The 23,864-nt window shown below is 61.0% G+C and carries 19 protein-coding genes; 10 read left to right on the forward strand and 9 right to left on the reverse strand.

What is annotated here, in order from left to right:
• The first annotated feature begins 159 nt into the window (after positions 1-159).
• From bioB to htpX, 5 genes are all read left to right on the forward strand, one after another.
• Positions 160-1,260, forward strand: a complete 1,101-nt coding sequence (bioB, locus tag AACX78_RS08620) for a biotin synthase BioB (protein ID WP_159165946.1) — start codon at positions 160-162, stop codon at positions 1,258-1,260.
• Entirely contained in the window at positions 1,257-2,474 is a 1,218-nt protein-coding gene (gene bioF / locus AACX78_RS08625) for an 8-amino-7-oxononanoate synthase (RefSeq protein WP_159165947.1), read from the forward strand. The genes bioB and bioF overlap by 4 nt, the downstream gene beginning before the upstream one ends.
• Complete coding sequence (gene bioC / locus AACX78_RS08630; protein ID WP_113721138.1) at positions 2,467-3,279, forward strand: malonyl-ACP O-methyltransferase BioC; 813 nt, start codon at positions 2,467-2,469, stop codon at positions 3,277-3,279. Before bioF ends, bioC begins: the two co-directional genes overlap by 8 nt.
• 143 nt (positions 3,280-3,422) lie before the next feature.
• On the forward strand, positions 3,423-4,103 hold the full coding sequence (gene bioD / locus AACX78_RS08635; RefSeq protein ID WP_096119200.1) for a dethiobiotin synthase: 681 nt from the start codon (positions 3,423-3,425) through the stop codon (positions 4,101-4,103).
• 114 nt (positions 4,104-4,217) lie between these two features.
• Complete coding sequence (gene htpX, locus AACX78_RS08640; protein WP_159165948.1) at positions 4,218-5,090, forward strand: protease HtpX; 873 nt, start codon at positions 4,218-4,220, stop codon at positions 5,088-5,090.
• 76 nt (positions 5,091-5,166) lie between these two features.
• On the opposite strand, the gene AACX78_RS08645 is transcribed toward htpX, so the two are convergent.
• Entirely contained in the window at positions 5,167-6,879 is a 1,713-nt protein-coding gene (locus AACX78_RS08645; protein ID WP_159165949.1) for a methyl-accepting chemotaxis protein, read from the reverse strand.
• Between the two features lie 210 nt (positions 6,880-7,089).
• A complete protein-coding gene (locus tag AACX78_RS08650; RefSeq protein ID WP_159165950.1) occupies positions 7,090-8,898 on the reverse strand; it encodes an MOSC N-terminal beta barrel domain-containing protein in 1,809 nt (602 codons plus the stop codon).
• A 352-nt stretch (positions 8,899-9,250) separates the two neighbouring features.
• Here AACX78_RS08650 and AACX78_RS08655 point away from each other — a divergent pair, with 352 nt between their 5' ends.
• The 3 genes from AACX78_RS08655 to AACX78_RS08665 all read left to right on the forward strand — a co-directional run bounded on the left by AACX78_RS08655 (position 9,251) and on the right by AACX78_RS08665 (position 15,549).
• Complete coding sequence (locus AACX78_RS08655) at positions 9,251-10,897, forward strand: NAD(P)-binding protein (RefSeq protein ID WP_159165951.1); 1,647 nt, start codon at positions 9,251-9,253, stop codon at positions 10,895-10,897.
• Positions 10,894-14,469, forward strand: a complete 3,576-nt coding sequence (nifJ, locus tag AACX78_RS08660; protein WP_159165952.1) for a pyruvate:ferredoxin (flavodoxin) oxidoreductase — start codon at positions 10,894-10,896, stop codon at positions 14,467-14,469. The genes AACX78_RS08655 and nifJ overlap by 4 nt, the downstream gene beginning before the upstream one ends.
• A 234-nt stretch (positions 14,470-14,703) precedes the next feature.
• Entirely contained in the window at positions 14,704-15,549 is an 846-nt protein-coding gene (locus AACX78_RS08665; RefSeq protein WP_159165953.1) for a DUF2726 domain-containing protein, read from the forward strand.
• 272 nt (positions 15,550-15,821) lie between these two features.
• On the opposite strand, the gene AACX78_RS08670 is transcribed toward AACX78_RS08665, so the two are convergent.
• The 6 genes from AACX78_RS08670 to AACX78_RS08695 form a co-directional block, all read right to left on the reverse strand.
• The gene (locus AACX78_RS08670) at positions 15,822-16,037 is read right to left on the reverse strand and encodes a YdcH family protein (RefSeq protein ID WP_005313020.1); all 216 of its coding nucleotides are present in this window, start codon (positions 16,035-16,037) and stop codon (positions 15,822-15,824) included.
• Positions 16,038-16,322: 285 nt separating this feature from the next.
• Positions 16,323-16,913 carry a hypothetical protein gene (locus AACX78_RS08675; protein WP_159165954.1) on the reverse strand — a complete coding sequence of 197 codons (591 nt, stop codon included), beginning with the start codon at positions 16,911-16,913 and terminating at the stop codon, positions 16,323-16,325.
• An 11-nt stretch (positions 16,914-16,924) separates the two neighbouring features.
• Positions 16,925-18,271 carry an MATE family efflux transporter gene (locus AACX78_RS08680; protein WP_042468540.1) on the reverse strand — a complete coding sequence of 449 codons (1,347 nt, stop codon included), beginning with the start codon at positions 18,269-18,271 and terminating at the stop codon, positions 16,925-16,927.
• 135 nt (positions 18,272-18,406) lie between these two features.
• A complete protein-coding gene (locus AACX78_RS08685; protein ID WP_159165955.1) occupies positions 18,407-20,230 on the reverse strand; it encodes a SulP family inorganic anion transporter in 1,824 nt (607 codons plus the stop codon).
• Positions 20,231-20,300: 70 nt separating this feature from the next.
• A complete protein-coding gene (locus tag AACX78_RS08690; protein ID WP_159165956.1) occupies positions 20,301-20,894 on the reverse strand; it encodes a nucleotidyltransferase family protein in 594 nt (197 codons plus the stop codon).
• A complete protein-coding gene (locus AACX78_RS08695) occupies positions 20,884-21,141 on the reverse strand; it encodes a GNAT family N-acetyltransferase (RefSeq protein ID WP_005313036.1) in 258 nt (85 codons plus the stop codon). Before AACX78_RS08695 ends, AACX78_RS08690 begins: the two co-directional genes overlap by 11 nt.
• A 134-nt stretch (positions 21,142-21,275) precedes the next feature.
• Here AACX78_RS08695 and cysM point away from each other — a divergent pair, with 134 nt between their 5' ends.
• Positions 21,276-22,190 carry a cysteine synthase CysM gene (gene cysM / locus AACX78_RS08700; protein WP_087756050.1) on the forward strand — a complete coding sequence of 305 codons (915 nt, stop codon included), beginning with the start codon at positions 21,276-21,278 and terminating at the stop codon, positions 22,188-22,190.
• 168 nt (positions 22,191-22,358) lie between these two features.
• Entirely contained in the window at positions 22,359-22,640 is a 282-nt protein-coding gene (locus AACX78_RS08705) for a hypothetical protein (RefSeq protein ID WP_159165957.1), read from the forward strand.
• A 34-nt stretch (positions 22,641-22,674) separates the two neighbouring features.
• Here AACX78_RS08705 and AACX78_RS08710 read toward each other — a convergent pair whose 3' ends face one another.
• The gene (locus tag AACX78_RS08710; RefSeq protein WP_159165958.1) at positions 22,675-23,859 is read right to left on the reverse strand and encodes an iron-containing alcohol dehydrogenase; all 1,185 of its coding nucleotides are present in this window, start codon (positions 23,857-23,859) and stop codon (positions 22,675-22,677) included.
• Between the last annotated feature and the right edge of the window lie 5 nt (positions 23,860-23,864).

The following is a 23,864-nucleotide window of genomic DNA, read 5'->3' on the forward strand; positions in this document are numbered from 1 at the left end:
GTCGGTGTTGACAGTCTACGCGCGCTCTCTACACTAGCCAACAATTTCAGCCACTTGGCTCCTCACTCGCTGGATGGCGCGGGGCAAAGTGGCGGGTCCGGGCTCGGCCATCCAGGATGGCGGGCGCAGGATCCCACTTATAACAACCGGAAGCCATGTATGAATGCTTACACAGCGGGCGGCCACGCCCTTCGTCACGACTGGACCCTCGCTGAGGTTCAGGCCCTGTTTGCCCTGCCATTCAACGATCTGCTGTTCCAGGCCCAGACGATACACCGTGCCCATTTCGATCCCAACGAGGTGCAAGTGAGCACCTTGCTCTCCATCAAGACGGGTGCCTGCCCGGAGGATTGCAAATACTGTCCCCAGAGCGCCCGCTATCACACCAGGCTTGAGACCGAGCGGCTGATGGAGGTGGAGAAGGTACTGGAGCGGGCCCGTGAGGCCAGGGCCAACGGTTCGTCGCGCTTTTGCATGGGGGCCGCCTGGCGCAACCCCAAAGAGAGGGACATGCCCTACATACTGCGAATGATCGAAGAGGTGCGAGGGCTGGGCATGGAGACCTGCATGACCCTTGGCATGCTCACCGCCGATCAGGCCGCCCGCCTTGGTGCCGCAGGGCTCGATTACTACAACCACAACCTCGACACCTCGCCGGAGTTCTATGGCGAGATCATCTCTACCCGTACCTATCAGGACAGACTCGATACCCTGGAGCATGTGCGCGGCGCCGGCATGAAGGTCTGCTCAGGCGGCATAGTCGGCATGGGTGAGCAGGCAAAAGATCGGGCGGGTCTCTTGATGGCGCTCGCCAACCTGCCGCGCCACCCGGAGAGCGTGCCCATCAACATGCTGGTGAAGGTGAAGGGGACGCCGCTTGAAAACGAAGAGAATCTCGATTCGTTTGAATTCATCCGCACCATAGCGGTGGCACGGATCATGATGCCTGCCTCCCATGTGCGCCTCTCCGCGGGACGGGAGAAGATGAACGAACAGATGCAGGCGATGTGCTTTATGGCGGGGGCCAACTCCATCTTCTACGGCTGCAAATTGCTGACCACTCCCAACCCGGATGAGAACAGCGACATGCAGCTGTTCAAGCGACTCGGCATTCGCCCCGCCCAGCGAGCCCAGAAGCCGGATCAGGTTCAGACATTGGAACTGGAAGCCGAGCTGCTGGCCGAGGTGAGCCGCCAGAACGCGCCGGATGAGATGTTTTACGATGCTACCCGTCCTCGCGCAGGGGTTGCGCGGTCATGAATGGCCTGGCGGTAAAAGGCCCCTTTGCATTGGGCGCGGCTCTGGCCGAGCGCGAGCAGGCCGCCTTGCTGCGTCGCCGCATCGCAACACAAGGCAGTGTGGCTGGGCGATTGCAGGTCGCGGGGCGCGACTACCTCAATTTTTCCGCCAACGACTATCTGGGGCTGGCGGATCACAGCGCCATCAAAGCCGCCTTCAAGGACGGGATTGACAGCTATGGGGCTGGCTCCGGTGCCTCGCCCCTGGTGACCGGCTACAGCCGTGCTCACCAGCAGCTGGAAGAGACGCTCGCTGACTGGTTGGGGGTGGAGGCGGTGCTGCTGTTCAACTGCGGATTTTCCGCCAATCAGGCGGTGCTGAAGGCCTTGCTCGGCAAGGATCATCTGCTGTGGCAGGACAGGCTCAACCACGCCTCCCTGCAGGAGATGGGCAGCCAGCTCCCCTGCAAGATGAAGCGCTTCGGTCACAACGATATGACTGCTCTCGAGCGCCAACTCGAACCAAACCGGGGTTTGATCGTCTCGGAAGGGGTGTTCAGCATGGATGGGGATCAGGGCCTCTGGCCTGAGCTTGCCCGCCTGGCCGCCCAGAGCGGCAACTGGTTGATGATCGACGATGCTCACGGCCTTGGCGTGCTGGGGCCCGAGGGGCGCGGCACCCTGGCGGCGCAAGGGGTGGCTCCGGCATCTGTACACATCCAGATGGGCACTTTTGGCAAGGCGCTCGGGGTGGCCGGGGCCTTTGTCGGCGGCAGCCGCGAGCTGGTGGATTATCTGGTCAACTTCGCTCGCCACTATGTCTACAGCACCCATATGCCGGCCGCTCAGGCGTGCGCGGTCAGCAAGAGTATCGAACTGGTGCGGGTCGCCGACGATGCCCGCGCTCATCTTGGCCAGCTGATCGCCCGTTTCCGGCAAGGGGCACAGGCGCAGGGCTGGCAACTTGGTGCGAGCAACACCCCCATACAGCCGCTGCTGGTGGGGGAGAGCAGTGCGGCCCTGCAACTGGCCGAGCGGCTGCGGGATCGCGGCGTCTGGGTGAGCGCCATCCGCCCGCCCACTGTGCCGGTCGGTACGGCGCGGCTGCGCATCACGTTAAGCGCGGCTCACAGCGAGCAGGATGTGGATCGCCTGCTCGAGGCCCTCGGCCCTTGCATCCTGTCGGCCAGCAGGCGTGAGTTTGCCGCAGAGCCGAGAGGTGTTCGCCATGCATGAGCGCTTTCAGCAGGTTGACAAGGCGCAGCTCGCCCGCCGTTTCGGGGCGGCGGCCCGCCACTACGATGCCCATGCCCGTTTTCAGCAGGAAGTCGGTCTGGCGCTATTGGATCGCATGCCCGGGGAGCCAGTGACACCCGCTTCCTTGTCAACCTCTCCCATATCCGGGCTGGATCTGGGTTGTGGTACCGGATTTTTCCTGCCCCACCTCGCCAGTCGTTGCCACCAATTGCATGGACTGGATCTTGCCCCCGGCATGTTGCAGCAGGCGGCTCTGCGTGGCAGCGGTGCGCAACTTGTGTGCGGCGATGCCGAGCGTCTGCCGTTTGCAGACGGGAGCCTGGACTGGGTCTTCTCCAGCCTCGCCCTGCAGTGGTGTGAACGACCGGCGCAGGCGTTTGCCGAACTCCACAGGGTACTCAAACCCGGTGGACAACTGCTGTTCTCGACCCTGCTTGTCGATTCGCTCTGGCAGTTGCGTGAGGCCTGGCGCACGGTTGACGACCATCCCCATGTCAATCGCTTCCTCAGCCTGCCACAATTGCAAGATGCCGTTGCCGCAGGGGGCTTCACAGCGCCTTGCCTTGAGAGTCTGGCCTGGGCGCTCTCCTATCACGAGTTGAGCGGTCTGCTGCGCGACCTCAAGGGCATAGGAGCCAGCCAGCTCAACGATGCGCGTCAGTCGGGTCTGAGCAGTCGGCTGCGCTTGCAGCGCCTGACGGAGGCTTATGAAGCCTACCGTCAGCCGGATGGCCTGCTGGCCGCCAGCTATCAGGTGTGCCTGGGGCGCCTGATCCGCCGATAAGCCGCCCCTTGCCTGGTCTGTCCGGGGGACGCTATGTGCGAACAAGTCGGGCTGAACTCATCTTCTGTCCCGGATACTTGATATGCAGGTGATCTGCCCCTATAAACGGCGGGCTGTCGCCTGATTTGTGTTGAGGAGTCATCATGGTTAAATCCTTCTTTATCACCGGCACAGATACCGATGTGGGCAAGACGCTGGTCGCCCGCACCCTGCTGCTGGAGTTTGTCGCCCATGGCATTCAGTGCGCCGGTTACAAGCCGATCTCCGCTGGCTGCGCTCGCACCCCGGATGGGTTGCGCAACCTGGATGCCGTCTTGCTGCAAGAGGCGGCCAACCTGTCGCTGCCTTACGATATGGTCAATCCGTATGCCTTTGAACCGCCCATTGCGCCCCATATCGCCGCCAGCGAGGCCCGTGATGCCATTACCCTGAAGGGACTGTCTGACGGTCTGCGCCAGATAGAGCAGGCGGGGGCCGAGCTTGTCGTGGTAGAGGGGGCGGGCGGCTGGTTTCTGCCGCTGGATCGCAAGCATCTGCTGTCGGATTGGGTCAAGCAGGAGAACATGCCGGTGATCATGGTGGTGGGGGCCAAGCTGGGTTGTCTCAACCATGCGCTGCTCACCTTTGCCGCCATTCGAAATGACAATCTGCCGGTGGCAGGCTGGGTCATGAATCGGCTGTACGGATCCATGAGTCACTACCAGGAAAACCTGGACACCTTGAGGGGCTTGCTCCCCGCGCCGTTTTTGGGTGAAATACCCTTTGTAAACAATCCACTTGAGGCTGATTTGCGCGGGCGTCTCGATATATCCCCTCTGCTCTGAACCCGACATTCAGCGAACATTCATCGAATCTATCTATTATGCGGAACAGGTGTGATACCGACCGGCTGTGAACCGGAACGGGAGGCACCTATCCATATCTCACAAGGAGTCTATATGAAGCGAATTATGCTATTCCTGGTGACCAACCTGGCCGTCATGCTGGTGCTGGGGGTGGTACTCAATATCCTGTTCTCGGTTCTGGGGATCAACAAGTCCAGCATTTCCGGTCTGTTGATGTTCTGTGCCGTGTTCGGTTTTGGGGGTTCCTTTATCTCCTTGCTGATGTCCAAGTGGATGGCCAAGCGCAGCTATGGCGTCCAGGTCATCGAGCAACCCCGTAACGAGACAGAGCACTGGCTGGTCAGCACAGTTGCCCGTCAGGCCCGTGAAGCGGGTATCAAGATGCCGGAAGTGGGGATCTACGACTCACCGGAGATGAACGCTTTTGCGACCGGTGCCAGTCGTGACGACTCCCTCGTCGCTGTTTCGTCCGGCCTGCTCTACAGCATGAGCCGCGACGAGGCGGAAGCCGTGCTGGCTCACGAAGTGAGCCATGTGGCCAACGGTGACATGGTGACTCTGACCCTGATCCAGGGGGTGGTAAACACCTTCGTGATGTTCTTCGCCCGTATCGTGGCCGGTGTCATCAGCAACTTCTTCAGCTCCAACAACGACGAAGAGAGCAGCAGCTCCGGTGGTTTTGCCTACATGATCACAGTGTTCGTGCTGGAGATGGCATTCGGTGTGCTGGCCTCCATGATCGTCATGTGGTTCAGCCGTCAGCGTGAGTTCCGCGCCGACGCAGGTGCCGCCAAGCTGGCGGGGCGTGACAAGATGATTGCTGCGCTGCAGCGCCTCTCTCGCGGTGCCGAGCCACAGATGGAAGGCTCCATGATGGCGTTTGGCATCAACGGCAAGCGCTCCATGAGCGAGCTGTTCATGAGCCACCCGCCCATCGAACAGCGCATCGCTGCCCTGCGTGGTTGATGCCATACGGTCTTGAAAAAGGCCTTGCCAAACAAACGGCTGCCCTTGGGCAGCCGTTTTGCTTTGCCGGATCTGCTTACAATTTAAAGCGACCCATCTCCTGGCGCAGCAGCCGTGACAGCTGCTTGAGCTTGGCGGCCTCCTGCGATACGTGACGGGCCGCATCCCCCGACTGCTCGGAGAGGGAGGTGATGTGGCCGACGGTAGAAACTACCTCGTTGGCGGCGGTGGATTGCTCGCGCAGCGTGTGGCTTATCTCCCCCATCAATCCGGTCAGGTTGGCTGCATGACTCTTGATGCTGGTGATGGCCTCGCCGGTCTGGTTGGCCAGACTCACGCCGCGAGAGACGTTGTTGACCGTATTCTCCATGCTGCGGATGGAGGCATCCGCCCCGCTCTGGATCTTGCTGATCATGCCGGTGATCTGCTGGGTCGAGGCCGCCGAGCGGCTGGCGAGATTGCGCACCTCGTCTGCCACCACCGCAAAGCCCCGCCCCTGTTCTCCCGCCCGCGCTGCCTCTATGGCGGCGTTGAGGGCCAGCAGGTTGGTCTGATCGGCGATGCCGCGGATCACCTCTATGATGTCCGAAATCTGCTGGGTGTGGCTGTTGAGCTCGGAGAGGCTGCTGGCCGCATCCCCCACTGTGCTGGAGATGTTCTCTATGCTGTCCAGGGTCTGCTTGATGACGCCGGAACCCTCTTCCAGGGTGTTGGCCGACACCTTGCTCAATTCGTCGGCATGGGTGGCGTTGTCGGAGAGGTGGCTGATGCTCACCACCAGCTCCTCGATGGCGGCCGCCATTGTCTGGGTACTGGTCTGCTGGGAGGTGGCAAACTGGGCTGTCTGCTCCGCTATCTGGGCTATGCTGTCGGCCGAGCCTGACAGTTCCTCGCTGGAGTGGGAGACCTGGGCGATGATCCCCTTGAGGGTTGACTGCATGGTGGCCAGCAGGCCGATCAGGCTCTCTTGTGCGCCAACGGGTACCTGGATCTGACGGGAAAAATCCCCTTGCGCCAGACTGTTGAGATCGCTTCTGAGCTGGCTGACCGAGGTGCCGGTCAAGTCGAGCAGGGCCCGATAGGTGCGCCACAGGAAGAACATCAATACCAGGCCCAGGGCGATAAACAGATAGCGCAACATGGCAGACTGGCTGGTGGCATCGTCCACCGCCTGCTGGGTGCGGGTCTCCATCATGACGTAGAAGTCATCGATGGGGGCCATGATGCGCCCCTTGTTCTGGTGATAGGCCTTGTCATGCATCATGGCGATGGCTTTTTGCTGGTTGGCCGCGAGATCCCCCTCCTGCTGTTGTACCAGCTTGAAGGCGGCGACTTCGGTACTGACCAGGGCATCCGAGTTGTTCTTGGCCTCGTTGAGTTTGGCCAGCTCACCATCGGTAAACCCGGCATCCTTCATCAGATCGATGAGGCCACGCCGCAGCGAAGTGTCGGGTCTGGGGTTTTGACCACTGGCCGCCACGAAATCCCAATAGATGCGGTTGTAGCCTTCCGGTCTGTTCTGTTCGCCGTTGCGTATGGCCAGGATCCGCATGTACTGCTGCTCATAGGTGGGATCCTTGGTGATCACATAGGTGCGACCGAGCCGGGTCAGATCGTCGGAGGATTGCCTTAGCTCATCGGCCAGCAGATAGGATTGGTAGCGTTGTTGATAACTCTGCTCGAGTTTTGTCCCTGACCAGGTGTAGGCAAAAAATACCAGCGATAGCAGGATCAGGGTGACAACGGAGAGCAAGAGATTGAGTTGAAAGGCAGGTCTGTTCTGTTCCATGGTTTGAGCGTCCTTATTCTCACCAGAATAACCCCCTTTGTCACACGGCGAAGGCCGGTACTTCTGAAGGTTTTTATTGTTCTGCAGTGAGTATAGGGGGCCAGAGGAGCAGCATGGCTCGGGTATGCCGAGAAAAGGGAAGGGGGTAAAAACAGCGGGGAAAATAAGGGCCGGGGGGCGCTTAACCCATGATGCTCCCGGCCCGCACTATTATCGCGGCCCGATCACCAGATCGGTCAAGGGCACGGCGCAGCAGGTGAGGATCTTGCCTTCGGCCCGCTCGGCTGCCGTGATGGCCGGGGCATCCGGGTGATCCACTTCTCCCGAGACGAGGGTCTGCTTGCAACTGCCGCAGATGCCGGCGCGGCAGCTCCAGGGCAGCTCCACTCCCTGCTTGTGGGCTTGATCCAGTATGGTGCCCTGATTGTTGCCGGCAAAGGCCTCTTCACCGATACGCAGTTGCACCGCCTGATGGGGGCGAGCCACCGAGAGAATGGCGCCGCCAAAGCTCTCCTGCCTGATGCGATCCGCAGCCACGCCGAGTGCGGACAATCTGGCGGCCGCATCGGCCATAAACCCGTGAGGACCGCAGATAAATACCTCACGCCCGATCAACCCCTTGACCTGGGCCAGATGATCATCGCACAGCCGCCCTTTGAGCCCCTGCCAGTGAGTATCCGGCTGGCTCAGGATCAGGGTCAGTTGCATGCCTGCCCGGCTCAGATCGTGCAGCTCGGCGGCGGCCGGTATGTCTGCTTCGCTGCGGCACAGGTGCATGAAGTGCACATCCTCGAGCTCGCCGCGCAGGGCCAGGGTACGGGCGATGGAGAGCATGGGAGTCACGCCCGAGCCGGCCGAGAGCAGCAGCAGGCTGCGCTCGGTGCCGAGGTGAAACTCGCCAGCTGGTGTGGCCGCCAGCAGGGTATCCCCCACCCGCAGCTGGTGGTGCAGCCAGGGGGAGATGCGCCCTTCACCCAGGCGCTTGACGCTGATGCTGTAGCGCTCCGGCAGATCCGGGCTTGAGCTCAGGGTATAGCGCCGTTGCAGCCGCTCGCCCTTGATATCCAGACTGATGGGCAGGTGCTGGCCCGGCAGGTAGTCGGGCAGCGGCTCGCCGTCGGCGGCTTCGAACCAGAAGGTTTCCAGATCCCGCGCCAGCGGCTCGCGGGCGACGCAGACCAGCTCCCGCTTCTTCGGCGCCGCATTGGGATAGACCACAGCCCTGGCGGTTTCCAGCACCTCTATCTCGCTGCCCGCCTCAATCCAGCCCTCGTTGAGGGCCACCAGATTCTGGCCGAAATAGACATCCCCATCCTCGCCACGCCGGTAACGGGTGAGGGTAGCCAGCGGTTCCTTGAGGGCGTTGAAGCGATCCGTGCCCGCTTCCACCGTGGTCATGATGCAGCGGCTGCACGGCTTGGCCACACTGAACTCCACCTCGCCGATGCGGATGCGCACCCAACTGTCCTCCTCGAACGGCCGGGTACCGGTTGCCACCAGGTTGGTACGGAACTGGCTCATCTGGTGCAGGGCATCGGAGCGCAGGTTGAGGTCATCGAGCGAGCTCTGGCTGATCAGCAGCAGGGGATAACCGTCGGCGAAGCTGACCCGGGTGCCGGTTTTTTCCCGGAAACGATCCGATTGCTCGCCGAGCCAGAGCAAGGCGACCGGCTCACCCGCGACCTTGCTCAGCCAGAGATCGGCGCTGATATCGGTATGCAGGGCGGTGAAGCTGTCGCGCCAGACGCCGGTAGTCCGAGGTGTGCGGGAAAAATCCTGTTCTCGCAGCGTGAGCGGTTCAAATCCCGGATAGCGCAACTGCAAGCCGCCCTCTATGGGGGTCGCCACTACTTGCTGTAGCTGGGGATGGGTACGGGCTGTGATAAAGGTGCCGTCCGGTTTGACCACCATGTAGCGGCGATCTCCCTGCAATCCTTCTTCGGTCACCAGAGCGCGAGTCAGTGGCATGCCTGCCGTTGATTTGATGGGGTAGAGATGAATGCTGTCGAGTGTTGGCATGTCCTGATCCTGTGAAGTGCCTTGTGTCAACAAGGGGAAGAGCGCTGTGACTGTCGTGGCAGCCATCCCTGCAGTGTGCTGCGCCGGTTGTCGAAGGTGTGACATGGTCAACCCAATCACATCTTCAATCGGGCAAGATGTTACAGGGGTCACGTTCTGTTCTCCATACCCCATAAAGTGCAACATTATTTGATCCTGATCCGTCAATCAGTACAAAAATCAGTCCACTATCGAACCAGCTTCCAGTTTCTAACGCTTTCGCTTCTTCCCTCTCCGGCCACCGTCCGCTTCGGCTAAACGGTATCAAGTGCCATCGGATGGGGCCTGTCACACAAAAAGAAGAAAGCAATGTATGAGCAAACAACTGGATATGACCCCACAGCCGGATCTCTCCCAGAAAACGGGAACAGGCCCGGTCCGTACCCGGCTGCCCGTCTGGCGGCCGGCCCTGCCACCCTGCAACCACGCCTGCCCGGCTGGCGAGAACATCCAGGCTTGGCTCTCCCTCGCCGAAGCGGGCCGCTTTGAAGCAGCTTGGCAGACCCTGATCGAAGAAAATCCCCTGCCTGCCGTCCATGGCCGGGTCTGCTATCACCCCTGCGAGAGCGCCTGCAACCGCGCCCAGGTGGATGATGCCGTTTCCATTCACGCCATCGAGCGTTTCCTCGGCGACGAGGCGCTGGCCAAAGGCTGGCTGCCCGCGCCGCCAGCTCCTGCCAGCGGCAAGAAGGTGCTGGTGATCGGCGCCGGTCCCTCCGGCCTCTCCTGTGCCTGGCACCTCAACCGGCTCGGCCATCAGGTGGAGATCCGTGAAGCGGGGCCGCTGGCTGGCGGCATGCTGCGCTTTGGCATCCCCGCCTACCGGCTGCCCCGCGACGTGCTGGACAGGGAGGTGGCCCGCATCCTTGCTGCCGGGGTGACACTCACCCTCAACCACAAGGTGGAAGACGTGCTCAAGGCGCGCGATCAAGGGGGCTTTGACGCCGTCTTTATGGCCATCGGCGCCCATCTGGCCAAGCGGGTCGATATTCCGGCCCGGGAAGCGGGCAAGATCCTCGATGCGGTGAGTTTCCTCGAGCAGGCCAGTCTGGCCGAAGAGCAGGGACTGCCGCCTCCCAAACTGGGACGGCGGGTAGCGATCTACGGTGGCGGCAATACCGCCATGGATGCGGCCCGTACCGCCCGTCGTTTGGGCGTTGAAGAGGCGATGATCATCTACCGGCGCGACCGGGACCATATGCCTGCTCACGCCTTCGAAGCCCTTGAAGCCGAGGAGGAGGGGATCAAGATCAACTGGCTGCGCAGCATTCGCCAGCTCGACAACACCAGCATTGAAGTGGAGGTGATGGCGCTGGATGCCGAGGGCAAACCGGTGCCCACCGGCAAGTTCGAAACCCTGGAGGCGGACTCCCTTATTCTGGCGTTGGGGCAGGAGGTGGACTTGAGCGTGCTGGAGTGCATCCCCGGCGTGCGGGTCAACCAGGAGGGAGTGGTGCAGGTAGCCGACAACCTGATGACGGATGTGCCGGGCCTGTTTGCCGGCGGTGACATGGTGCCCTCGGAGCGCACCGTCACCATCGCCACCGGCCACGGCAAGAAGGCGGCGCGCCATATGGATGCCTGGCTGCGCGGTCGCCACTACCACAAACCGCTTTCCTATCCATTAGTGGGGCCCGAGCAGTTGCAACTCTGGTTCCAGACCCACGCGCCCGCCAGCAGTCAGCCGGTCAAACCGGCGTGGGCGCGGGATGACTTTGGCGAGATCATAGGCGGACTGGATGAGACGGCCGCCCGTTACGAGGCGGCGCGCTGCTACTCCTGCGGCAACTGCTTCGAGTGCGACGGCTGCTATGGCAGCTGTCCCGAGCAGGCCATCGAGAAACTGGGGCCGGGTCTGGGGTATCTGGTGGATGCGACGCGCTGCACCGGCTGCGGTGCCTGTCACGACCAGTGCCCTTGTCATGCTATCGAGCTGCGCCAACCGGAGGAGTCCCAATGAAACATGAATTGATCATGGTCGACGGCAACGAAGCCGCGGCCCGGGTGGCGTATCAGCTGAGTGAAGTGTGCGCCATCTACCCCATCACCCCGAGCTCGACCATGGCTGAATTGGCCGATGCCTGGGCGGACGAAGGGCAGACCAACCTGTGGGGCAACATCCCCACAGTCGTGGAGATGCAGAGTGAAGGGGGAGCGGCCGGGACTGTGCACGGTGCCCTGCAGGCGGGGGCGCTGGCCACCACCTTCACTGCCAGTCAGGGGCTGATGCTGATGCTGCCCAACATGTACAAGATCGCAGGCGAATTGACCGCGGCTGTGTTCCATGTGGCGGCCCGCTCACTGGCGGCGCAGGGGCTCTCGATTTTTGGCGACCATCAGGACGTGATGGCGGCCCGCAGCACCGGCTTTGCCATGCTGGCCTCCGGCTCGGTGCAGGAGGCGCAGGATCTAGCGCTGGTTGCCCACAGTGTCACCCTGCAGTGCCGGGTGCCCTTTATCCACTTCTTCGACGGTTTTCGTACCTCCCACGAGGTGAACAAGATCACGGCCCTGCATCGGGATGAAATTCGCGCCCTTATCGACAATGACTGGGTGCGGGCCCACCGCGCCCGGGCGCTCAACCCGGATCATCCGGTGATGCGCGGCACCGCCCAGAACCCGGATACCTATTTCCAGTCCCGCGAGAGCGTCAACCCCTTCTACGAGGCAGTTCCGGCGCGGGTGCAGCAGTGCATGGACAAGCTGGGGTCCCTCACCGGCCGCCACTACCGGTTGGTGGAGTATCACGGCGCCCCTGATGCCACCGACGTCATCGTGCTGATGGGCTCCGGGGCGGCCACTGCCCGCACTACTGTGGATTGGCTCAACCAGCAGGATCGCAAGACAGGGGTCCTGGTGGTGCGCCTCTATCGCCCCTTCCCTGTGCAGGCGCTGCTCGATGCGCTGCCTGCCAGCGTGCGCCGGCTGGCGGTGCTGGATCGCACCAAGGAGCCGGGCGCAGGGGGTGAGCCGCTGCTGCTGGATGTGCAGAGCGCCCTGATCGATGGCTTGCAGCGCGGCCTTCTCAAGCGGCTGCCCTGGCTCAGTGGCGGTCGTTATGGCCTCTCCTCCAAGGAGTTCACCCCGGCCATGTGCGCGGCTGTGTTTGAGGAGCTGGCATCCGATGCGCCGCGCCCGCGCTTTACCGTGGGGATAGTGGATGATGTTTCGGGCCTCAGTCTGGCCTGGCACCCCATCGGCGATCTGGAGCCTCCTAGCCGGGTGCGGGCGCTCTTCTTCGGCCTTGGCGCCGACGGCACGGTTGGCGCCAACAAGAACAGCATCAAGATCATCGGCGAGCTGGAGGGGTTCCACGCCCAGGGCTACTTCGTCTACGACTCCAAGAAGTCGGGCTCGCGCACCGTCTCCCACCTGCGCTTCGGCCCCGAGCCCATCGACGCCCCCTGGCTTATCGAGCAGGCCAGCTTCATCGGTTGTCACCAGTGGAGCTTCACCGAATCGATGGACTTGCTGGAGCACGCTGCGGAGGGGGCGACCCTGCTGCTTAATGCCCCCCATGAGGCTGACAAGGTGTGGGGCCAACTGCCCGAGCGGCTGCGGGCCCGTATCCGCGCCCTCAATATCCAGCTCTACTGCATCGATGGGGATCGGGTGGCCGAGCAAAACGGCATGGGCAATCGCATCAACACCATAATGCAGACCTGCTTCTTCGCGCTGGCCGGGGTCTTGCCACGGGACGAGGCGATTGCGCTGATCAAGGAGAGCATAGAGAAGAGCTATGCCCGCAAGGGGCCCGAGGTGGTGGCGCGCAACTTCGCTGCGGTGGACGATACCCTGGCTCACCTCTGCAAGGTGGAGATCCCGGCCGGGGACGAGCAGATCAGCGACTATCCGCTGCCACTGGCACCGGGGGGCAGCGAGTTTGTCCAGCGGGTCACTGGCGAGATGCTGGCGGGGCGCGGCGATCTCATCCCCGTTTCCATGCTGCCGGTGGATGGCACTTACCCCACCGCCACCAGCCGCTTCGAGAAGCGGGATATTGCCCGCGAGATCCCCATCTGGCACTCCGATATCTGCATCCAGTGCGGCAACTGCGTCTTTGTCTGCCCCCACGCGGCGCTGCGGGCCAAGTTTTACCATCAGGACTGGCTGGCGACCGCCCCCGAGGCGGCCCAGTCGGTGCCCGTCACCGCCAGGGGCTTCCCCGACAGCCGCTATACCCTGCAGCTCTATCCGGAGGATTGCACCGGCTGCGGCCAGTGCGTGCAGGCCTGTCCGGTGCGGGTCGGGGCTGATGAGGAACATGAAGGCACGCGCGCCATCACCATGATGGACAAGGCGCCGCATCTGGCTGGCCAGAAACAGGCGCTGCGCTGGTTCGAAAGCCTGCCGTGGCCTGCCCGCGAGCGGGTGGATTTTTCCACCGTGCGCGGCGCCCAGTTCCTGGAGCCCCTGTTCGAGTTCTCCGGTGCCTGCGCTGGCTGTGGCGAGACCCCGTATCTCAAGCTGCTGACCCAGCTGTTTGGCGATCGCATGCTGGTGGCCAACGCCACCGGTTGCTCCTCCATCTATGGCGGCAACCTGCCGACTACGCCGTGGGCCAAGAATGGCGAAGGAAAGGGGCCCGCCTGGTCAAACTCCTTGTTCGAGGACAACGCCGAGTTCGGCTTTGGCTTCCGCCTCACCGCCGATCAGCATCATGGTCAGGCGGTGACAGCCTTGCAGGCGATGAAGGGGGAGCTGGGCGCCGAGCTGGTGGAGTCGCTTATCAGCGCCCCGCAGCGGCTGGAGTCGGAGATCCGTGCCCAGCGCACCCGGGTCGCGCAAGTGCGTGAGCGGCTGGAGGAGGTGAAATCCGGCAAGGCTCGCGAGCTGCTGTCCCTTATCGATCAGCTGGTGCGCCGCTCGGTCTGGATCATCGGCGGCGATGGCTGGGCCTATGACATCGGCTCGGCGGGGCTCGATCATGTGCTCGCCTCCGGGCGCGACGTGAACGTGCTGGTGATGGATACCGAGGTCTACTCCAACACCGGCGGCCAGATGTCGAAATCGACCCCGCTCGGTGCCGTCGCCAAGTTCGCGGCGGGGGGCAAGACGCTGGCCAAGAAGGATGTGGCGCTGCAGGCCATCTCCTACGGCAACGTCTATGTTGCCCGTATCGCCTTTGGCGCCAACCCGCAGCAGACGCTGCAAGCGTTGCGCGAAGCGGAGGCCTATCCGGGTCCGTCCCTTATCATCGCCTACAGCCACTGCATCGCCCATGGCATCGACATGGAGCTGGGGCTGACCCAGCAGAAACGGGCGGTGGACTCGGGTCACTGGCCGCTGCTGCGCTACAACCCTGTACTGCGCAGTGCGGGGCAGAACCCCTTCAGCCTCGACAGCCTGCGCCCCTCCATTCCGCTCGCCGAGTACAGGGCAGAGGAGAACCGCTACCAGGTGCTGGCCCAGAGCCACCCCGAGGAAGCCGAACGGCTGATGCAGGTGGCGCAACAGGTTGCCTGGCAGAAGTGGGCCACCTACGAGGAGATGGCGACCCGGGAGGCCAGCCATTTCCATCCACCGGTATGATGATGGGGATAATTCTGTATAGCGAAGCGGGCCAGCGGCCCGCTTTTTGTATCTGGAGTGCAAGAGGGTCTATTTTCGCTATTTGACTGTAAGCACGGTCGTTATGGTTGTAATATCTTGAGAATCAAAAATGATGTGTTGATATGTGGAATGAGGCTGGGCAGGATATACGGAATAACAAGATATTGATGTGATCGATTTCTATGCGATATGATTTATTTAAAAGGACTATTTATGGAAGAATTCTATAAGTTGATGCAAGAACAAAAATGGTCAGAGATTCTTTTATTAGCTAAAACAAAACATAATGCCTTAATGCGAAATCAAGCTGAATGGCAGAGCATTTGCAGATTTTTAGAAAGTGAGTTTATTAGTTATATTTCAAATGAGAAATATATATTGGTGGGTAAGTTGTGTTTTGAATATCTAAGGTTGGAACTGGCTAAATATATCTACATAAGTGAATCAGCGCGCAATACTATCGAGGATATAGGGTTTTCAGCTTTGGAAAAGAGTGAGCCATCATCATTGATAGCATTTTCCAAGTTGTGTATCCATTCAACAAATGCCAAAGAATTTATTGAAAAGACTAAAGAAAAGGAAGTGGCTACAAGTCAAAGGTTACAATCAACTCCGACGGGAAAACCTAAAGCTATGCGGGTTGATTGGCTACAACCGTTGTTTAAAAGTAAATTGGAATCTGAGTTTTACCAAGCATTAAAAAATGTTTTCCCTACCTATTTCATTTATCCAAATGTTGCTTTAAGCAATATTTTTGAATTTGATAAAATACAAGAGCATCTTGGGGTAAACTCAAAGAATTACTTCTTCAAGGCAATCATTGACTTTGTTGTTTATGATCCGACAGATAATCATACTCCCAAATATTTTTTTGAAGTAGATAGTGCTTATCATGATACTGATAAAGCAAAACTAAATGATGAATTAAAGAATGGTATTTTCTCAATTGCTAATATTGAATTGTTCAGGATCCGTCCAAGCGATCAAATTGACGGTAATCGTTTCGGTTTTGAAACTGCTATACGAACTAAAGTTTCACACGCCAATATAAAAAACTAAGTATGGGATGATATCGCACCTATGGTGCAGACTAATTCTTTCTTTTCATTCCAAGGTAGGTAGCTGCGGGGCAAACAGCGTCAAGCAGGAGAAGGGGATGATGACAGAGCAATATATAGCCGGGACGATCGGCATTCTGGGAGTGGGGTGGCTTGGGCTGCCGTTGGCGGCCTGATAGGGTCTACTTAGCGCCGTCGTGAGCGGCCAATAAAAAGCCCGGCTTGAGCCGGGCTGGAGGGATAAGTTGCTTATCCGGGTATTCGTCGAGGCGTCTAATGTGGATGTTGTTTGAGGATGTCGTATATCTCCTCTTTCAGTTTGAGTTTCTGTTTTTTCAGATCCTTCACCTCGGAGCTGTAGTCGCTGGCATGATGCTTTTCCAACTTTCTAATCTCCGCATCCAGGTCGTTGTGCAAGTCAAACTTCTTCTGGAAATGGACATCACTGCTCTTCAGTTTCGAGATGAGATCTCTGTACTCTGGGAACATGTAATGAAGCCTCCTTGGTTTCGTTTGATTGTGCCTTCAAAACAAAAGTACCCCTTCCCCCCAGAGATAAATGTGATCCCGATCGAATTCGGAACCAATGATTTGCTGCATGGGGAAGATCATTTTTAACTCATTGAATCACAAGCTGATAAGTCATTTGTAAGTAAGGTTTTGAGCTTCAAACTGGAATCTCGATCACAGTTGTGACGGTTTGATGACGGCGGCGGGCTGGCAAGGGGGCAGCAAAAAGGGGCGCAAGGCCCCTTTTCGTAACGGGTATGGCGTTTACTCTTTTTTCTTTTTCTTCTCGGGCAGCGGCTTGCCATCGCGGGCGATGACCTTGCCCACTTCGAAGCCTATCTGCGCTGCCAGCTCTTCCAGATCCGGCGCCTTGGCTTCGTTGCCGATTGCGTACTGGTAGTTGGCTATGGTGATCTTCTCGGCCACCGGGGTGCCCGGCACTATGGGCTCACGCCAGCCCTGCCCCACATGAGCGACGAGCGTGCCATTCATGATGAGCTCGCCGACGATTTCCTGGGTGGGGACGCCCTTGCCGTAGGTGAGACCCTGCGGGTGCTTCTTGCCGACCAGCGGCTCAGTGCTGGCAGGCATCAACTTGGTGCGGATTAGCCACTTGGGATCCTTGGTTTTGCCAAGCGCTTTGCCTGTCTGGTATTCGTTGATTTTGATGGTCTTGATCATCTGGGCCATAAAATCTTTGGTCAATGCTTTCTGGGCTTCGCTCGTCTCGTCGATGGCGATGGGCGCCACATACCAGATTTTGGAGGCCTGCGCCTTGGGGGCGGCGGGCGCGGTTTGCGCCATGGCCAGCGGGCTGAGCAGGATGGCAGCCAACAAGAGTCCGATTTTCTTCATTGTGATTCCGCTTATGTTTCAACAAGAATTTTGTTTTGCCAGCGACGACTGCGCCAGCGCCAGAACATGGCCAGACCGCGCACCCACTCATCGCAGGCGAGCGCCAACCAGATGCCGACCAGTCCATAACCCTGCATGATACCAAGGAAATAGGCGAGCGGAACGGCAATCCCCCACATGGAGACGAGCGCCATGTAGAGCGGGAAACGGGCATCCCCGGTGGCACGCAGGGCGTTGATCACCACCAGGTTGAAGGTGCGGCCGGGTTCGAGGATGAGGCTGATGAGAAACAGCTGTGCCACCTGGGTGATGATGTCCGGATCGTCGGTGAACAGGCTGATGATGGCGCGGCCGTTCAGGGCGGCGGCGATGGCGATCAGGGTAGTGACGATAAGGCCTAACTTGAGGCTCTTCATCAGCTGGTTATAGGCCTGCTCGAAGCGGCGCGCCCCCGCCAGATGGCCGATGATGATCTCGTTGCCAAGGCCGATGGAGAGGCCGAACAGCAGAATGAACAGGCAGATCTGGAAGAAGTAGGACTGGGTCGCCAGCGCCTTGTCACCGAGCAGGCCGACGAAGGCGGTGACCACCATGAACTGCAGCATCCAGGAGAGGTTCTCCCCCGCCGCCGGCAGGCCTATGTGCAGCACCTTGTCCAGCATGACCTTGCTGGGACGGACAATCTCGGGCAGACGCAAGCGGATGCCTGTCTTGCGCGTCACCAGCCACACCAGCAGCACGACGCCAACGATGCGACCCGCCACAGTGCTGATGGCGACCCCGGCTACCCCAAGCTGGGGCAGGCCGAACCAGCCGTAGAGCAGCAGCAGGTTGCCGACGAAGGTGATGAGGTTGACGGTCAGGGTCACGTACATGGCCTGACGGGTATGACCGTGGGCGCGCAGGGTGGCGGCCAGACAGAGCGCTGCCGCCTCCGGCAACAGGCACAGGCCGATGATCTGCAAATAAAGGGTGGCATCGCCCATCAGGTGGGCGGGCAGGTTCATCAGGGAGAGCATGGTGCCGGCACCGGCGAGCACGCCGACCGCGGCCACCAGCCCCACCAGCAGGTTGAAGCCGATGGCGGTGTGGATGACGATGCGGGCTTTTTCCCGATCGCCAGCCCCCAGATACTGGGTGATCACCACGCTGGTGCCTATGCTGACGAAGCTGAACAAGGTGATGGCCAGATCAAACACCTGGTTGCCGACCGCCAGTGCGGCGACGCCCTGATAGGAGACGTGGCCCACCATGAAGGTGTTGAGGGCCCCGGTCAGAAAGTGCAGGGCGAGATCGATAAACAGCGGCCAGGTCAGGGAGAAAAGTGTGCCCGGGCCCGCGTGGGGTTGAGTTTGCATGGGATGTCCAAATACTGGGGATGGCTCTCGTCAGCGCCATCTGGACGGGCATTTAACACCAAGAGCCTGCGGGGTGCAATCTTGCCTTGGGAGGAGAGTGTGCCAGACCAGCCCTGGGCATGGTCTGGCACCCGATCAGGCCAGGGTGGCGCCCGCCTCCTGCTCTGAGGGCAGGGTGAGCCGCGCCGAGTCCGGCAGGGAATCATCCTGGGGCCAGTGGGAGAGGATGGCGTCCGTGGTGCTCTCCACCACGGCGTCATCCTTGAACACCGGCTCGCGGTAGCAGCGGGTCATGCGCAGCGCCTGATACATGTCGGGGCAGAGGATGACACCCTCGTCGCCCACCCGGATCCCCGCCTGCTTGAGCCACTGGCTCATCTGGCCGTGGCGACCGGCCATCACCATGTGAATGCCGCGTCGTTTCAGATCCCTGTGCAGCTCCCCCACCATGCTCATCACGCTGATGTCCTGATGGGTGAAACAGGCCACCGCATCCACCACCAGGCACTTGGGATTGTGGGGATCCTGTACCAGCAGCGCCAATACCCGCCGTTTGAAGTAGGGGGCGTTGAAGTAGGTGAGCGGCGAGTTGAAGCGATAGACCAGGATGCCGGGAATGGCCTTGGCCTGTTCGTTGTCCCCCAGGGTGCGTACTACCCCCTCGTCATCCATGCCGAGCAGTTGATCGGTGGGGCGCATCACGTTGCGCAGGAACTGGAACAGACCCAGCAAGACGGCGAGGGTGATCCCCGGGATCACCCCCATGGCCAGCACGCTGATGAAGGTGATGAGCGCGAGCCAGAAGGCGGATCTGTCGGAGTGGCGCAGAGCCCACAGACCGCGAAAGTCGGTGAGTGACAGCGCCGCCATCACCAGCACAACGCCGAGGGCGGCGGTGGGTATGTATTGCAGCGGCGCCGTCAGATAGAAGGTGATGATGGCGATCACGGCGGCGGCTATGATGGAGACCAGCTGGCTCTTGCCGCCGTTGGCATCGTTGACCGCGGTGCGAGAATCGGCGCCGCTGATGGCAAAGCCCTGAGAGGCTGCGGCCGCCAGATTGGCCATGCCAAGGGCCCGAAACTCCTTGTCCGCATCTATCTCGTAGCCGTTTTTGGCGGCGAAGCTGCGGGCGGTGAGCATCATGGAGACGAAGCTCACCATGGCGAGGTTCAAGGCGGGCAGCACCAGTTCGCGCATCAGGCCGGGAGGAAACTGGGGGAGCTGAAACGCGGGCAGGCCCGAGCCCACCAGACCGAGGGTGGCGATTTCGTGATCCCCAAGGCTGAAACCCCATACCAGCGCCCCCGTCACCACCATGGCCACCATGGAGGAGGGCCAGGCAGGCTTGTAACGTTTGGCCAGCAGCAGGGTGAGCAAGGCGGTCAGGCTCATGGCCAGGGTCGGCAGATGGGTTTGAGTGATGTAGTAGGCCCCGCTGGCGATCCGCTCTATGAGGTAACGCTCATCGAAGGTAAACCCGAAGATCTTGGAGAGTTGCCCCACCATGATGGTGATGGCTACCCCATTGAGCAGCCCCATCAGTATGGGGCGGGAGAGAAAGTCCGCCAGCACCCCCAGCTTGAAGCGGCTGGCGATGAGGCACCAGAAGCCCGTCATGGCGGTCATTGTCATCACCAGTTGCCAGTGGCGGGTAGCATCACCGGCGGCGAGCGGGGTCACTACCGCTGCGATGACGGCGCAGGTAGCGGCATCCGGGCCGACGATGAGCTGGCGGGAGGTGCCAAACAGGGCATAGACCAGCATGGGCAGTATGCAGGAGTAGAGGCCGACCAGGGGCCCCACGCCGGCGAGCTCGGCATAGGCGATGGCCACGGGCAGCGCCACGGCCGCCACCGACAGTCCAGCGCGTACATCCGGCATCAGCCAGGCCCGCTGGTATTGCAGCAGGGCGGCGAGGCCCGGTAGCCAGCGTTCGAGAGAGAAGAAGTCGCGCATTATTTAACCCATTGAGTTACAAACAGCTTTTCCCTAGTGTGCCCAAGGTTGCCGAAACATTGCAATGCGGTTATGGCCAGTTCACCACAAGGTCAGGCCAGATGCTCAGCCAACGTTTTTCCTGGATGCGCTGCACAAACACCTGGCTCTCCTGACGACAGCGCGGATTGGCACTCACCTGCAGGGACCAGTTGTGGGCAAAACCGTAGGGGGCCAGCCACTCGAACTCCTCGTCCGGCAGCAGCCTGACCCCGATGCAGGTAGGTACCTCCACCCAGTGGCTGAGGGCTTCCAGACTGCTGACAAAGGGGGAAACCCGCTGGCGCTGGTGCATCCGGGCCTGATTGCGCACTTCCCAGCGCTGGCCGGGCAGGCGGGCCGTCAGCCACTGCTCATGTTCAGACTCTGCCAACCCTTGCGGGTCAAGGGGGTCGAGGTAGATGAGATCGATATCGTTGAGCGGGGTAGGTACGGCTTTGCCGTGCAGGTGATCCCAGATGAGGTTGCGGATAAAACCCGCCCCCAGCGCCCAGTCGGGCAGGGCCAGCTTGGCGGCGGCCTGCAAACAGGTCATCCGCTGGCGATCGGCTCGCAGCAGGCGCTCTGTCTGCGCTCTCAAGTCAGCGTCGTCTTGTGCCAACTGGGCCAGCACCTCAACCTGCATTGCGGCGCAGCCAGACGTCTATGTAGCTGCAGCTGGGCACTATGGTGAGCCCCTCGGCCTGGGTCCAGTCGTAGAAGGTGCGCGCCAGCTGATCGGCGATGCCCTGTATCCTGAGTTCTGGCGGGACGAAGGTGCTGTAGGCATCTATGGTCTTGGCATCGAGCCGGCGGTAACGCAGCCTGGACTCCTTGCCATCCACCACACAGATGAATTGTTGCTGGTTGGCCTGATGAATGATCTCGCTCATGCTTGCTCCTCGATACGGGGGATGGGGCTATCTGACCATGTTGGCAACCCTTTGCCAACTGTGCGGGCTCGCTTACACTGCGAACCCCATCGGGTGCATACCCGCTAGCCAAGGTATAGAACAGTTAACAGAGGATGGATCCCATTATGGCCTTCGCCACGCTGGAAGATCTGATTGGCAATACCCCCTTGCTGGCCCTGCGCCGCATCAATCCCTGGCCCGACGTCACCCTGCTGGTGAAGCTGGAGGGCAACAATCCCGCCGGTTCGGTCAAGGACAGGCCGGCGCTGAACCTCATCAAGAGCGCCGAAGCGAGCGGTCGCTTGCTGCCGGGAGCCCGGCTCATCGAGGCCACCTCCGGCAACACAGGGATCGCCCTTGCCATGGTGGCGGCGGCGCGAGGTTACCGGATGCGGCTCATCATGCCGCGTACCATGAGCCAGGAGCGGCGAGATGCCATGCAGGCCTATGGCGCCGAGCTGGTGCTGGTGGAGAACGGCATGGAAGAGGCGCGGGATCTGGCGCTGGCCATGGAGGCCCGCGGCGAGGGGCTGGTGCTCGATCAGTTCAACAACCCGGCCAACCCGGATGCCCACTATCAGTCGACCGGCCCCGAAATTTGGCGCCAGAGCGAGGGGGCGGTCACTCACTTCGTCTCCGCCATGGGCACCACTGGCACCATAATGGGGGTCTCCCGTTATCTGAAGGAGCAGAACCCGGCGGTGCAGGTGATAGGCCTGCAACCGGCAGAGGGGAGCCAGATCCCGGGCATTCGCCGTTGGCCTGCAGCCTATCTGCCCGCCATCTTTGAGCCACAACGAGTCGATCGGGTGCTAGATGTGACGCAAGAGGAGGCGCTGGTCATGATGCGCCGACTGGCGCGGGAGGAGGGGATCTGCTGCGGAGTCAGCTCAGGTGGTGCCGTGGCCGGTGCCCTGCGGGTGGCGGCAGAGATCAAGCAGGGGGTGGTGGTGGCCATCATCTGTGATCGGGGGGATCGCTACCTCTCCACCGGGGTCTTCACGCCGCCAGAGCAGGTGGCCACCTAGCGTGGCGCTCGGTACTGCCTGACACCAAGATGTTATTAATCAGTACCTTGCTGATAATTTTCTTCATGTACAACTTGTAACAATCCATCCTGTTCGCAAGGTTGAATCCCTCTCTCTCCTGTTTGACACTCGGCGCCCTCTCGTCACCGATGCAAACAGGAGCGTCACATGATCTTGCCTTCCTCTCTGAGCATTTCCCTTATTGGCCTGAGTCTGGCCCTGACAGGCTGCGCCATCGAACCCTACGCCTACCAGTGCGGCGAAAAGCACTGCTCCGTCATCGACCACAAGGGGGAGAAACATGAGCGGCCGCAGGATGAGATGAAACCCGTCTGGGAGCGTAACCAGGAGCGGGAAGAGGCCATCCGCCGCAACAAGGAGTCCATCTGGCGCGAAAAAACGCCTGAAGATAACGGCAACTACGGCGCCGGTGCCACCATCCGCTGGTAACTGAGGGCCCCGCGATGCGGGGCCCTCAGCCTGATTACTCCCACGCCCGTTCCAGCAGGTCGAGCAGTTGAGCCCGGTCGGCATCCTTGCGGTTATAGAGCAGGGCGCCGTCATTGATGGCGAGATCCCGGATCTCGGGCAGCAACCCCTTGTCGGTGACGCCTGCCTCACGCAAGGTGCGCGGCAGCTTCACCGCCTGCCACAGGCTATCGCGCAGGGCGCACAGGGTCTGGATGGCCGCCTGGGCCCGCTCTGTGGCCGGGGTTGCCGCAAAGCGCTCGGCACCGACCAGAGGCAGCAGCAGGCGGGCCAGCTCAGGGTCTATGCCCGGGCGGTTGTAGTCGAGCACGGTCGGCAGGAAGAGGTTCATGCACAGACCATGGGGCAGGTGACAGCGGGCCCCCAGGCTGTGGCCGAGGGCATGCACCAGCCCCACCATGGAGTTGGAAAACGCCATCCCCGCCAGGGTGGATCCTTCTGCCAGTTGCAGCCGCAGCTGCTTGTCCTGAGGGCTCTGCAGCACCTTGGGCAAGGCGTTGGCGATTTTCTCTATCGCCATCAGGGCCAGTGCGTCACTGACCGGATTCTTGGCATTGCCGATGAAGGCCTCGATGGCGTGGGTCATGGCATCCATGGCGGTGGCGGCCGTGATGTTGAGGGGCAAGCCCTGGGTGAGGCGCGGATCCAGCACCGCCAGCTGGGGCAGCAGGAAGGGGGAGGTGAAGGGCACCTTGCGCCCGCTCGCCTCATCCTTGATCACCGCCACCAGCGTCACCTCGGATCCCGTACCTGCCGTGGTGGGCACCACCGCCAGTGGCTGCAGGGGCCGGGTCAGACAGCCTGCACCAGCGTAATCCAGCAGCCGCTCCCCGCCCATGGATGCGAGGATGTTGACCGCCTTGGCGGTGTCGATGACAGAGCCGCCGCCCAGCGCCACCAGGCTGTCGCATTCGAGCTCCCGATAGCGGGCCGCGATCCGCTCCACCACGGCGGTGGAGGAGTCGGCCGGGATCTCGTCCCAGATGTCGGCGACCGGCAGCTCCCCCTCGGCCAGCACATTGGCCAGCAGGGTGGCGAGCCCTGTGCCGCTGACCCCCTTGTCGGTGAGCAGCAGCGGACGGCGTGCCCCCAGACCCGCCAATTCGCCAGCCAGCTGTTCCAGCGCCTGCTCGCCCGCCATCAGTTTGACCGGACAGAAGAAATCGTAATAGCGACTCATTTTGT

Source organism: Aeromonas sp. 9A (assembly GCF_963900955.1).
In the GTDB taxonomy this organism is placed as follows: Bacteria; Pseudomonadota; Gammaproteobacteria; order Enterobacterales; family Aeromonadaceae; genus Aeromonas; species Aeromonas salmonicida.

Coding starts and splice junctions, on each gene's coding strand:
- bioB (WP_159165946.1), top strand. CDS start 160: ATGAATGCTTACACAGCGGGCGGCCACGCCCTTCGTCACGACTGGACC.
- bioF (WP_159165947.1), top strand. CDS start 1,257: ATGAATGGCCTGGCGGTAAAAGGCCCCTTTGCATTGGGCGCGGCTCTG.
- bioC (WP_113721138.1), top strand. CDS start 2,467: ATGCATGAGCGCTTTCAGCAGGTTGACAAGGCGCAGCTCGCCCGCCGT.
- bioD (WP_096119200.1), top strand. CDS start 3,423: ATGGTTAAATCCTTCTTTATCACCGGCACAGATACCGATGTGGGCAAG.
- htpX (WP_159165948.1), top strand. CDS start 4,218: ATGAAGCGAATTATGCTATTCCTGGTGACCAACCTGGCCGTCATGCTG.
- AACX78_RS08645 (WP_159165949.1), bottom strand. CDS start 6,879: ATGGAACAGAACAGACCTGCCTTTCAACTCAATCTCTTGCTCTCCGTT.
- AACX78_RS08650 (WP_159165950.1), bottom strand. CDS start 8,898: ATGCCAACACTCGACAGCATTCATCTCTACCCCATCAAATCAACGGCA.
- AACX78_RS08655 (WP_159165951.1), top strand. CDS start 9,251: ATGAGCAAACAACTGGATATGACCCCACAGCCGGATCTCTCCCAGAAA.
- nifJ (WP_159165952.1), top strand. CDS start 10,894: ATGAAACATGAATTGATCATGGTCGACGGCAACGAAGCCGCGGCCCGG.
- AACX78_RS08665 (WP_159165953.1), top strand. CDS start 14,704: ATGGAAGAATTCTATAAGTTGATGCAAGAACAAAAATGGTCAGAGATT.
- AACX78_RS08670 (WP_005313020.1), bottom strand. CDS start 16,037: ATGTTCCCAGAGTACAGAGATCTCATCTCGAAACTGAAGAGCAGTGAT.
- AACX78_RS08675 (WP_159165954.1), bottom strand. CDS start 16,913: ATGAAGAAAATCGGACTCTTGTTGGCTGCCATCCTGCTCAGCCCGCTG.
- AACX78_RS08680 (WP_042468540.1), bottom strand. CDS start 18,271: ATGCAAACTCAACCCCACGCGGGCCCGGGCACACTTTTCTCCCTGACC.
- AACX78_RS08685 (WP_159165955.1), bottom strand. CDS start 20,230: ATGCGCGACTTCTTCTCTCTCGAACGCTGGCTACCGGGCCTCGCCGCC.
- AACX78_RS08690 (WP_159165956.1), bottom strand. CDS start 20,894: ATGCAGGTTGAGGTGCTGGCCCAGTTGGCACAAGACGACGCTGACTTG.
- AACX78_RS08695 (WP_005313036.1), bottom strand. CDS start 21,141: ATGAGCGAGATCATTCATCAGGCCAACCAGCAACAATTCATCTGTGTG.
- cysM (WP_087756050.1), top strand. CDS start 21,276: ATGGATCCCATTATGGCCTTCGCCACGCTGGAAGATCTGATTGGCAAT.
- AACX78_RS08705 (WP_159165957.1), top strand. CDS start 22,359: ATGATCTTGCCTTCCTCTCTGAGCATTTCCCTTATTGGCCTGAGTCTG.
- AACX78_RS08710 (WP_159165958.1), bottom strand. CDS start 23,859: ATGAGTCGCTATTACGATTTCTTCTGTCCGGTCAAACTGATGGCGGGC.